Genomic DNA, 11770 nt, shown 5'->3' on the forward strand with positions numbered 1-11770 from the left:
GGTTAGCCGCGCTCAGGCGGCACCGACGACAACTCGAACGGGCTGCTGCTGCGCCGCTGGTTGCGATCTTCCCGCGGCGTGGCACCGAAGAAATTGCGATAGGCGCTGGAGAAATGCGGCCCCGAAGAGAAACCACAAGACAGGCCGATCTGGATGATCGACTTGCTGGTCTGCATCAACATCTGCCGGGCCTTGTTCAGGCGCAGTTCCAGGTAGTACTGGCTCGGCACACGGTTGAGGTATTGCTTGAAGATCCGTTCCAACTGACGACGGGATACGCACACGTGTTGGGCGATTTCGTCGGTGGTCAGCGGTTCTTCGATATTGGCTTCCATCAGCAACACCGCCTGGGTGAGCTTCGGATGACTGGAACCGAGACGGTTCTGCAACGGGATGCGCTGACGCTCACCACCCTCGCGGATGCGTTCAACGACCAGCTCTTCCGAGACCGCGCCGGCCAGTTCTGCACCGTGATCGCGAGCCAGCACCGCCAGCAACAGATCGAGCACGGACATGCCGCCACACGCGGTCAGGCGATCGCGATCCCAGTCGAACAGATGGCTGGTGGCGATGACTTTCGGGAAGCGTTCGGCGAAATCGTCCTGCCAGCGCCAGTGCACGGCGGCGCGATAACCGTCGAGCAAACCGAGTTGCGCCAACGGATAAACACCTGCGGACAGACCACCGATGACCGTACCTGCGCGTACCAGTTGCTTGAGCGCACTGCTGAGTGCCGGCGCCAGTGTGGTCGGCGGTTCGTCAGCGAGCAGGAACAGTTTCTGGAAGTTTTCGAGCTTGCCCGCCCACGCTTCACCGGGCAGTTGCCAGGCACCTTCGGTCGGAGGTTCTGCTTGCAGGAACGACAGTTCGTAAACCACGTCCGGGTGCACCCGCTGAGCAACACGCAAGGCTTCCTCCGCCAGCGCCAGCGTCAACGCTTTAGTGCTGGGCCAAATCAGGAAACCAATTCGATGGGCAGTCATGGGCGGGCAATCCGAAGCGAAGAACAGTGATGAAGGCATGGGCCAATGCTAGCCCGTAAATGAACACAAATCTTGAAACCAACCGAGATCCATTGTGGGAGCGAGCTTGCTCGCGAAGGCGGTGTATCAGTCAACATCGTTGCTATCTGAACTACCGCTTTCGCGAGCAAGCTCGCTCCCACAGGGGATTTTGGTCAGTCTCTAGGTCGCGAAGCATGACCTAATCTGGTGCATAACGGCAGCGATTACTTGAGGCTGCCCGAGAGGAATTGTTGCAAACGTTCCGATTGCGGATTAACCAGCACTTCACGCGGGTTGCCGCTTTCTTCCACCACACCTTTGTGCAGGAACACCAACTGGTTCGACACTTCACGGGCGAAGCCCATTTCGTGGGTTACCACAACCATGGTGCGACCTTCCTGAGCCAGCGCTTGCATGACTTTCAGCACGTCGCCCACCAGTTCCGGGTCGAGCGCCGAGGTCGGTTCGTCGAACAGCATCACCTCTGGCTCCATCGCCAGTGCACGAGCGATCGCCACGCGCTGCTGCTCGCCACCGGACATGTGCCCCGGGAAGGCGTCTTTACGATGGGCCACGCCGACCTTGTTCAGGTAGTACTCGGCTTTTTCGCGCGCTTCGTACTTGGGTACGCCGAGCACGTGAACCGGCGCTTCCATGATGTTTTCAATAGCAGTCATGTGCGACCACAGGTTGAAATGCTGGAACACCATCGACAGGCGCGAACGCATGCGTTGCAGCTGCTTCGGATCAGCGGCTTTCAGCGCGCCGTCCTTGTTCGCCACCAGTTTCAGCTCTTCGTTATTGAGCAGAATCTTGCCCGCGTGCGGCTGCTCGAGCAGGTTGATGCAGCGCAGGAAAGTACTTTTGCCGGAGCCACTGGAGCCGATGATGCTGATCACATCGCCGGCTGCCGCTTTCAGGGACACGCCCTTGAGCACTTCGTGACTGCCATAGCGTTTATGCAGGTCTTGGACTTCAAGTTTGTACATGCGGTCGGTTCTCACAAAAACAGTCAGTCAGTCGTTGAGCAAGCGCCCGTGACGCAGCGCTTCGCGCCCCGCCACCTTGGCCAGCCAGAAACCGGGTTGGGCATAACGCAGCCGTTCAATGGCAAACAGCACCCCGGAGGTACCAGCACACACCGTGCTGACCCGATCGGACAGAGGATCAATCACTTCAAAAATCTCGTCGCCCGCCTCGACCCACTCGCCGGGCTTGCGCAGAAAACTCACGACGCCCGGATGCGGCGCGAACAGCAACTCGGTGCCTTCGAACGGCATGCCTTCACAGGCTTCGTGTGCTGGATTCGGCCACTCGCCGGTAATCAAACCTTGCTCAGCGAGGAAGGCGAGAATGCCTTCAGCATACGCCTCGGCTTCGGCGCGACCAGTGTCGGCCTGACCGCCCAACTCAATGGTGGTCGCCAGACATGCCAACGGAATCTGCGCATCGGGGAACTGCCGCGACAGACGCAGCCACGGCAGCGAGCAGGCTTCATCGAACGAGCTGCCGCCGGAATCTTCCGCGAGCAGCCCCACCTTCACATTCAGGTGCGCGGCCAGCGAACGCCACTGCGGCCAGTGCTGCGGCAACGCGTACATGTGCAGCGCGGCTTCGGCATCGCAGTGCAAGTCGAGCACCACATCGGCGGTGCAAGCATGGCTGAGCAACACACGCTGCATGCCTTGCAACTGGCTGCTCGCCTCCGGCAACGCGGCCAGATGATCAGCCATCGCCTGACGAATCAGGCGCACATTGGCGTGCGGATCATCACCGAGGCTGTCGGCCAAAGCGGCTGCAACCGGCGCGCTCAGTTCGACGAAGTCGCGGTTGAAATTCTTGCCGCTACCCGCCTCGAAACGGCCCTGGTGATTGCCTTGCAGCAATTGCCCGAGACCCAACGGGTTGGCGACCGGCACCAGTTCGATGACACCGTTGAGCAAGCCTTTGGCTTCGAGTTCGCCGAGGCGCTTTTTCAGCTCCCAAGCGGTGCGCATGCCCGGCAATTCGTCAGCATGGAGGCTGGCCTGAATGTAGGCCTTGCGCTCGCCATGGCCGAAGCGAAAGACCGAAATCTTGCGCTCGCTGCCCAAGTGGCTCCACGGCAATACGTGGTCGATGCGTTCCATATCAATGCTTCCGCGGGGCCAGGTAGCTCAACCAGCGACGCTCGGCCAGTTTGAACAGCTTGACCAGAATGAACGTCAGGCACAGGTAGAACACGCCAGCGGTGATGTACGCCTCGAACGGCAGATAGAACTGCGCGTTGACGGTACGTGCCGCGCCAGTGATGTCGATCAACGTCACGATGGACGCCAGACTGGTGGTCTGCAGCATCATGATCACTTCGTTGCTGTACTGAGGCAGTGCCCGGCGCAGGGCCGATGGCAGCAGGATGCGTTTGTACAGTTTGAAGCGCGACATGCCCATGGCCTTGGCCGCCTCGATCTCACCGTTCGGCGTAGCCTTGAGGCTGCCGGCGATGATTTCCGCGGTATAGGCGCTGGTGTTGACCGCGAAGGCCAGGCAGGCACAGAACGTTGCGCTGGACAGCCACGGCCACAGGAAGCTTTCGCGGACCGCTTCGAACTGCGCCAGACCGTAGTAGATCAGGAACAGTTGCACCAGCATCGGCGTGCCACGGATCACGTAGGTGTAAAGCCACGCGGCGCCGTTGACGACCGGGTTCTTCGAGACGCGCATCAGCCCCAGCGGCAGGGCCGCGAGCAGACCGAAAAACAGCGACAGCGCGAGCAGTTTGAGGGTGGTCAGCAGGCCGCCGAGGTACAGCGGCATGGCCTCCCAAATGACGTTGTAGTCGAAGATCATAGATCAGCCGCCCTTACGCCTACCGAGTAGCGCTTCTCAAGTTGACGCAGGATCAGCAACGAAACACTGGTGATCACCAGGTACATCGCCGCCACTGCGAGGAAGAAGGTGAAAGGCTCGCGGGTGGCATCTGCCGCCTGCTTGGCCTTGAACATCATGTCTTGCAGACCGACCACGGAAATCAGCGCGGTCGCCTTGGTGAGTACCAGCCAGTTGTTGGTGAAGCCCGGAATCGCCAGGCGAATCATCTGCGGCACCATCACCCGGAAGAACACCTGAAAACTGCTCATGCCGTACGCCATGCCGGCTTCGGCCTGACCTTTGGGAATGGCCATGAACGCGCCACGGAAGGTTTCCGACAGGTACGCACCGAAGATGAAACCGAGGGTGCCGATACCGGCGGCCAATGGATTCAGGTCGATGTAGTCGTCATAGCCGAGCATCGGTGCGACGCGGTTGAGCAAGTCCTGACCGCCGTAGAAGATCAGCAGGATCAGCACCAGATCGGGAATCCCGCGAATCACCGTGGAATACAGATCGCCCAGCCAGGCCAGCCATCGCACTGGCGACAGGCGCAACGCGACACCGATCAGCCCGAGAACGATGGCCAGAGCCATGGACGACAAGGCGAGCTGAAGCGTCAGCCATGCGCCATCGAGGATGACAGCCCCGTAGCCTTTCAACATGATTCAGGTCCTCGAAAGTTGGGATGAAAAAATGGCGCAAACCGCAGAGATCCTGTTGCTTGCGCCATTTCGGACTTGTCGCAGAGACGTATTACTTGCCGTAGATATCGAAGGCGAAGTACTTGTCCTGGATTGCCTTGTATTTGCCGTTTTCGCGGATGGCCGCGATGGCAGCGTTGATCTTGTCTTTCAGGGCATCGCCCTTACGCACTGCGATGCCTACGCCGTCGCCGAAGTATTTGACGTCGGTGAACGCAGGACCTGCGAACGCGAAGCCTTTGCCGGCGTCGGTGTTGAGGAAACCGTCTTGCAGCAGGGTGGCGTCAGCCACGGTACCGTCGAGGCGACCGGCGGCCACGTCGAGGTAGATTTCGTTCTGCGAGCCGTACGGCTTGATCTCGGCGCCCAGCGGAGCCAGAACTTCGCGGGCGAAACGCTCGTGGATCGAACCACGTTGTACGCCGATGTTCTTGCCCTTCAGCTCAGCCAGACCTTCGCTGACCTGAGTGCCGGCCTTCATGACCAGGCGTGCCGGGGTGTTGTAGTACTTGTTGGTGAAGTCGACCGACTTCTTGCGATCTTCGGTGATCGACATGGACGACAGGATCGCGTCGATCTTGCGCACTTTCAGTGCTGGGATCAGACCGTCGAACTCTTGCTCGACCCACACACACTTGACCTGCATCTGCTCGCACAGAGCGTTGCCGATGTCGTAGTCGAAACCAACGATGCTGCCATCCGGTGCTTTAGAAGCGAACGGAGGGTAAGCCGCTTCGATACCGATCTTCAGAGGTTTTTCGTCAGCGAAGGCATTCAGCGACAGCACGGACAGTGCCAGGGCGCCAAGCAGCACAAGTTTCTTCATCTTGGGACTCCATCGGTAAAGGGCAAAAACGGCAGAGTGAGCGACAGCCCAATATGCGAATGGGTGAATCAGGAAATCGGTTGCTGCATCGGTGGGAAATTTCCGATTGAAACCGTCAGAGATTTCAACCTCGGCCACGATGAGCGAGTGATCGGCATTCTAACGACAGGCCCGAAGCCGATATTTCTTCAATGCGACAACTAATTACAGATGCACAGAGAAAGCGACTTTGGCACATTGACAGCCCTGCAATTTCATGCAGGAGCGAAAGACAGTGAACCGATCCATGTTGCAAATTGCGGGCCTATTATTCGCAAACCCTTCTAATCCGGCAAGCGCAGCGTGGTGTCTTATTTTTCACCGGGGCTTTTAAGGCTCTAAAACGGGGCGATGCGTTTCCCTTTGCCCCGTCGCGAGGCGGGCGGTTACACATTCGGTTACGTGAAAGGCAGCGGGTAACAGCGGGAAATGTCTTACGGGGGAGATCGATAATTATTGGTTGGGTGGATCTGGGTTCCGACGAGGGACTACACCGGCGTCTGACAAATTGCTTTCGCGAGCAAGCTCGCTCCCACAGGGATCTGCATTTTGTCTGAAGGTACTCGGTCAAACTGTGGGAGCGAGCTTGCTCGCGAAGAGGCCCGCCCAGTCACCACAAAACCTCCAGACACAAAAAAGCCCCGCCCGGCAAAACCGGACAGGGCTCCTATGCTTCTAACGCTTAAGCCACATTCATGGTCTTGTGCGTATCAATCAAATGCTGCACCACACCAGGATCCGCCAGCGTCGAGATATCCCCCAAGCCATCGTATTCCGCCGTAGCAATCTTGCGCAGAATCCGGCGCATGATCTTGCCCGAACGGGTCTTCGGCAGCCCCGGTGCCCACTGGATCACGTCCGGCGAAGCAATCGGCCCGATCTCCTTGCGCACCCAGTTCTTCAACTCCAGACGCAGTTGCTCGGTCGGCTCCTCGCCATTCTTCAACGTGACATAGACATAAATGCCCTGCCCCTTGATGTCATGCGGCACACCCACCACCGCCGCCTCGGCAACTTTCGGATGCGCCACCATCGCGCTCTCGATCTCGGCCGTGCCCATACGGTGGCCGGACACGTTGAGCACGTCATCGACACGCCCGGTGATCCAGTAGTAACCATCGGCATCACGGCGCGCGCCGTCACCGGTGAAGTACATGCCACGGAAGGTCTTGAAGTAGGTATCGACGAAACGATCATGGTCGCCATACAGCGTGCGCGCCTGACCTGGCCACGAATCGAGAATCACCAGATTGCCTTCAGCCTCGCCCTCGATGATGTTACCGAGGTTGTCGACCAGCGCCGGCACCACACCAAAGAACGGACGTGCCGCCGAACCCGGCTTCAGCGCGTGAGCACCCGGCAACGGGCTCATCATGTTGCCGCCGGTTTCGGTCTGCCACCAGGTATCAACGATCGGGCAACGCGACTTGCCGACATTCTTGTAGTACCAGTCCCAGGCTTCCGGGTTGATCGGCTCACCGACCGACCCGAGCAGACGCAAGCTGCTGCCATCAGCGCCTTCAACCGCGGCTTGACCCGAAGCCATCATCGCGCGGATCGCGGTCGGTGCGGTGTAGAGGATGTTGACCTTGTGCTTGTCGACGATCTTCGCCACCCGGGTGATGTCCGGATAGTTCGGCACGCCTTCGAACAGCAGCGTGGTCGCGCCATTGGCCAGCGGGCCGTAGACGATGTAGCTGTGGCCGGTGACCCAGCCGACGTCGGCGGTGCACCAGTAGACTTCGCCCGGGCGGTAGTCGAACACGCGCTCGTGGGTCATCGCCGCATACAGCAAATAACCCCCGGTGGTGTGTTGCACGCCCTTCGGCTTGCCGGTCGAACCGGAGGTATAAAGGATGAACAGCGCTTCTTCCGCGCCCATCTCTTTTGGCGCACAAACGGTGCCCGCCACTTTCATCAGATCTTCGTACCAGATGTCGCGATGCTGGTTCCACTTGATGTCGCCACCGGTGCGCTTGCACACGATCACTTTCTGGATGCTGCTGGTTTCCGGATTGGTCAGCGCGTCGTCGACGTTGGCCTTGAGGGAAATCTTCTTGCCAGCGCGGATACCTTCGTCAGCGGTGATCACCACTTTCGATTTGCAGTCGATGATGCGACCGGCCAGGGCTTCCGGCGAGAAACCACCGAACACCACCGAGTGAATCGCGCCGATCCGGGTGCAGGCCAGCATGGCGACCACGGCTTCGGGAATCATCGGCATATAAATGGTCACCACATCGCCGCGGTGCACGTCCTGACCGCGCAGGGCGTTGGCCAGTTTGCACACTTGTTCGTGCAGTTCGCGGTAAGTGATGTTGCGGCTTTCGGAAGGATCGTCGCCTTCCCAGATGATCGCGACTTGATCGCCGCGCTCGGCCAGATGACGGTCGAGGCAGTTGTAGGAAACGTTCAGGGTGCCGTCGGCAAACCACTTGATGTCGACATGGTGATCGTCGAACGACGTCTGTTTCACCGTGGTGAAAGGTTTGATCCAGTCGAGACGCTTGGCTTGCTCGCGCCAGAAGCCGTCAGGGTTGACGACCGACTGCTGGTACATGGCTTTGTAGGTCGCCTCGTCAGTCAGCGTGTTAGCCAGAACCTCGGGACGAACGGGATACAGAGAAGCCGCACTCATCTTTCCTACCTCGGTGTAATAGTTGTTTTTGTATGACCCTGTTGTAACGGGGCGGGGGCCATAGAACCATTCGACGATGGTAGTAACAAGCCCCTACAAAACATCCAGATACCCCAAACGCAGGCCCCACGCCATTTATTCAGACATCCCACAACCCTGTGGGAGCTTGCCTGCAAGCGATTCAGACAACTCGGTCCCACAGACAAAACACCCGGTTATCAATCCCCATCTCAAGGGATTGTTACCAAATCTGCCAAAGGTGTTTATCAAAACCCGCTCTGTTTACCCCCGCTCCATCCCCCTAAAATTCACCTCGCCGACAAGGCAAACGCGATTAACAACGATACAGCCCCCACGAAGGCCGTTAATCCAGCTCTCCAAGTAATAACTGCAAACGATGAAGTTACACACGCAACCCCATAAAGGTTGCGTGACCCCACTCGACCTCAAAAAGGTAAATTTGAAATGAAAGCTTTATTGGTTCTGGCCCTCAGCAGTCTGTGCGCAACCGCCATGGCAGACGAGGTCCCGACTGATGTCGCACAGCAACAACCGGTGATCGAGGAATACACTTACTCCACTCACCTGGACATCGCCAACGTTGTATCGATGAGTGAAATTCCCAACGTCTGCGAAGTAGTACCGGCAAAAATGGAGTACGACGACTCCAAGGGCCAGCGCCACATCCTGCGTTACAGCGTCATGGGCAACGGCTGCACCAATTGATGATTCGAGACTGCACCGAATTGGATCTCTCAGCGCTTCATTGAGGGTCGATTCCAGCCCGACTTCGGTCGGGCTCAGTTGTGTTTGAAGCCGGCAAAAATGCTTGCAAAACACTAGATGTAGTGAAAAACCGGTTTTTTTGTTCGTTTTTTGAGCAAATCGACAATTGCGAGATTTTTGCGAAAAAAAATCTATCCCTGGCAAAGCCCTGTAAACCCTCACTCTCATCGAAAAACCACCCTCCTCGACCGCTCCATGCGCGGATTCGCCTCAGCACAGCCGTGTTTTTTTCCCTATAATGCCGCCCCATACGGGTCAGCAATATTCCCTTACAGGGAGCAAAAGCCATTCTGAAGCCCCGCAGCAGCGTTCAACGCTGATTGCGCCCATCAGAGGCTCTCGGAACCCGTCAAAATTTCTGTTTATTTGCCTGCGTGCATCGCTGCAAAAAACGACATCCAACGCGGTCTGTACGACCGTGTGAAAAACCAACCAATCAGGTTTCACACGGGCACAGGCCCTCACGCAGGAGACGACACGTCATGCTGAGCTGGGACGAATTCGACAAAGAAGACAGTGAAGTAGCAACCGTGAAAGGCGCCAACGCCGGCCACGCTACTGAAGCCAACATGGACCGCCTCGACAACGCTGGCGGTGCCGCCGCGATCGAAGCTCGCGCCGTGACCGCCGACGACTCGGCCGCTGTCGCCCGCGCCAAGGCTGCACTGAACTCCCTCGACGTCGCCGAAGGCCTCGCCGAACTCGAAGGCGCCTCCGCCCGTGTCGCCGTTGACGAAAAGCGCATGATCAACTGCCGCGCCGACCTCAACCAACTCGTGCCATTCAAGTACGACTGGGCCTGGCAGAAATACCTGGACGGTTGCGCAAACCACTGGATGCCGCAAGAAGTCAACATGACCGCCGACATCGCCCTCTGGAAAGACCCGGAAGGCCTGACCGACGACGAGCGCCGCATCGTCATGCGCAACCTCGGTTTCTTCTCCACCGCCGACTCCCTGGTTGCCAACAACCTGGTACTGGCCGTGTACCGCCTGATCACCAACCCGGAATGCCGCCAGTACATCCTGCGCCAGGCTTTCGAAGAAGCGATCCACACCCACGCCTACCAGTACTGCATCGAATCGCTGGCCATGGATGAAGGCGAAATCTTCAACATGTACCACGAGATCCCATCGGTCGCTAAAAAAGCCGCCTGGGGCCTGAAGTACACCCGCTCGATCTCCGATCCGAAGTTCGAAACCGGCACCCCGGACACCGACAAAGAACTGCTGCGCAACCTGATCGCCTACTACTGCGTTCTGGAAGGCATCTTCTTCTACTGCGGCTTCACCCAGATCCTGTCCATGGGCCGCCGCAACAAAATGACCGGCGTCGCCGAGCAGTTCCAGTACATCCTGCGCGACGAATCCATGCACCTGAACTTCGGCATCGACGTGATCAACCAGATCAAAATCGAAAACCCGCATTTGTGGGATGCCGAAATGAAGGAAGAAGCGACCCAAATGATTCTGCAGGGTACGCAGCTGGAGATCGAATACGCGCGTGACACCATGCCTCGCGGGGTGTTGGGTATGAACGCGGCGATGATGGAGGACTACCTGAAGTTCATCGCTAACCGTCGTTTGTCGCAGATTGGTTTGAAAGAAGAGTATCCAGGGACGACTAACCCGTTCCCTTGGATGAGCGAGATTATGGACTTGAAGAAAGAGAAGAATTTCTTTGAGACTCGGGTTATTGAGTATCAGACTGGTGGGGCGTTGAGCTGGGATTGACACGATACAAAATAGAGCTGCCGAATGGCGGCTCTTTTTCCTTATCATTTATTAAGTTAAAAAATGTTAGCCTTCGCAATTATTTCAATATTAACTTTCACGATTGGCACGTGGGGGATTCTAAGTGGATCGCTTTATAGAAAGCCGCTATACCTAAGCATATTTGGACTTATTCTAGCCATCGCTGGCGGGTATATGGCCTATGCTTTCGACGTATACTCTCAAAATTCAACAATGGTAGAAATATTTGGCAATCTCAAACTATCATCTAGCCTCATCAGCTATACAGTTGTTGCAGCGGGAGGCAGCTTAATTGCCAGCGGCATAGTATTGAAGGCCCAACACCTAGCAAAAAGAGATATCACCGAAGCAAAACTGAAAATAAAAACGCTCATATCAGAGTTGAATTCAATAAAAAAATCCGCACAGAAAATAATTCAGAACGATCAAAACCTGGATATTAAGACTCTTGAAAAAAAACTATCCCATCTGAAAGCATATTTATGTCGCATTGAAATCCGACTAAACATTGCCATGAAGGAAATAAACAAACTAAATAACTAAAGCACAAAAATAAAATTATTCCTCACCATTTGCCGCTAAACGATCTAGCAAAATCCGTGAATGAGCCTGAAGGCTACTTGATAGAACATAGAACTCCCCCCAAATTGCGCTTGCCATACCCTCACCTTCAAACTCAGCAGTAACCCCGACCGCCCTATCGAACATCTCTCTGTTCATTTGATCTAATTTTTGCAATCGCAACCAATGATGCGAGAGAAGCTGTAGAAGTTCTGGCTCTCTGCACAGGCTAGAGAACGAATGACCAATTATTTCCCACGTAGTTAATTGCAGATCTGGATTTCGCATAGCCTTTTCCTCGGCACATAGCTCAGCCATTCTCCCCAAAATTGTTTCATTGTAAGCAAGAGACCGCACAATCACTCCCACCAGATCCGCTCTAAGTCGAAATTCACGGGCCTTCTCTTGGCCATTCTGAAAAACTGTTAATCTATAATTAACGTACAGCGCAACAGGAAACCCAAGGACAATTCCAAGTACAGTTGCCGAAAACCCCGGTAAAAATTCTGATAGAAAAACCGACACAGCACCTCCAGCGTACCGATAAAAATCAAAATATTTTTTGGAAAAACTTATAAAAAATCGGACGAATATTTCTTCGTCCGAAA

At 56.3% G+C, this 11770-nt stretch carries 11 protein-coding genes; 3 read left to right on the top strand and 8 right to left on the bottom strand.

Annotated elements, in window-relative coordinates:
* Positions 1-2 precede the first annotated feature (2 nt).
* The 7 genes from argR to acs form a co-directional block, all read right to left on the bottom strand.
* The gene (argR, locus tag GTU76_RS10650; RefSeq protein ID WP_175553434.1) at positions 3-983 is read right to left on the bottom strand and encodes a transcriptional regulator ArgR; all 981 of its coding nucleotides are present in this window, start codon (positions 981-983) and stop codon (positions 3-5) included.
* 245 nt (positions 984-1228) lie between these two features.
* Entirely contained in the window at positions 1229-1993 is a 765-nt protein-coding gene (locus tag GTU76_RS10655; RefSeq protein WP_007912705.1) for an ABC transporter ATP-binding protein, read from the bottom strand.
* A gap of 27 nt (positions 1994-2020) precedes the next feature.
* Positions 2021-3133, bottom strand: coding sequence for a M14 family metallopeptidase (locus GTU76_RS10660; protein WP_180698587.1), 1113 nt, complete (start codon positions 3131-3133; stop codon positions 2021-2023).
* Position 3134: 1 nt separating this feature from the next.
* The gene (locus GTU76_RS10665) at positions 3135-3833 is read right to left on the bottom strand and encodes an ABC transporter permease (protein WP_007912703.1); all 699 of its coding nucleotides are present in this window, start codon (positions 3831-3833) and stop codon (positions 3135-3137) included.
* Entirely contained in the window at positions 3830-4519 is a 690-nt protein-coding gene (locus GTU76_RS10670) for an ABC transporter permease (protein ID WP_007912702.1), read from the bottom strand. Before GTU76_RS10670 ends, GTU76_RS10665 begins: the two co-directional genes overlap by 4 nt.
* Positions 4520-4610: 91 nt before the next feature.
* Positions 4611-5384 carry an ABC transporter substrate-binding protein gene (locus tag GTU76_RS10675; RefSeq protein ID WP_122598705.1) on the bottom strand — a complete coding sequence of 258 codons (774 nt, stop codon included), beginning with the start codon at positions 5382-5384 and terminating at the stop codon, positions 4611-4613.
* 721 nt (positions 5385-6105) lie between these two features.
* A complete protein-coding gene (gene acs, locus GTU76_RS10680; protein WP_007912698.1) occupies positions 6106-8061 on the bottom strand; it encodes an acetate--CoA ligase in 1956 nt (651 codons plus the stop codon).
* Positions 8062-8526: 465 nt separating this feature from the next.
* Between acs and GTU76_RS10685 the strand changes: the two genes are divergently transcribed.
* From GTU76_RS10685 to GTU76_RS10695, 3 genes are all read left to right on the top strand, one after another.
* Complete coding sequence (locus tag GTU76_RS10685) at positions 8527-8787, top strand: DUF2790 domain-containing protein (protein WP_008084846.1); 261 nt, start codon at positions 8527-8529, stop codon at positions 8785-8787.
* A 542-nt stretch (positions 8788-9329) separates the two neighbouring features.
* Positions 9330-10580 (top strand): ribonucleotide-diphosphate reductase subunit beta, encoded by a 1251-nt coding sequence (locus tag GTU76_RS10690; protein ID WP_008084848.1) that lies wholly within the window; start codon positions 9330-9332, stop codon positions 10578-10580.
* Between the two features lie 63 nt (positions 10581-10643).
* A complete protein-coding gene (locus GTU76_RS10695; RefSeq protein ID WP_180698588.1) occupies positions 10644-11144 on the top strand; it encodes a hypothetical protein in 501 nt (166 codons plus the stop codon).
* Between the two features lie 15 nt (positions 11145-11159).
* Here the strand turns inward: GTU76_RS10695 and GTU76_RS10700 are convergent, their stop codons facing one another.
* Positions 11160-11687 carry a hypothetical protein gene (locus GTU76_RS10700; RefSeq protein ID WP_180698589.1) on the bottom strand — a complete coding sequence of 176 codons (528 nt, stop codon included), beginning with the start codon at positions 11685-11687 and terminating at the stop codon, positions 11160-11162.
* Positions 11688-11770: the final 83 nt, after the last annotated feature.

This window comes from Pseudomonas crudilactis, from assembly GCF_013433315.1.
Lineage (GTDB): Bacteria > Pseudomonadota > Gammaproteobacteria > Pseudomonadales > Pseudomonadaceae > Aquipseudomonas > Aquipseudomonas crudilactis.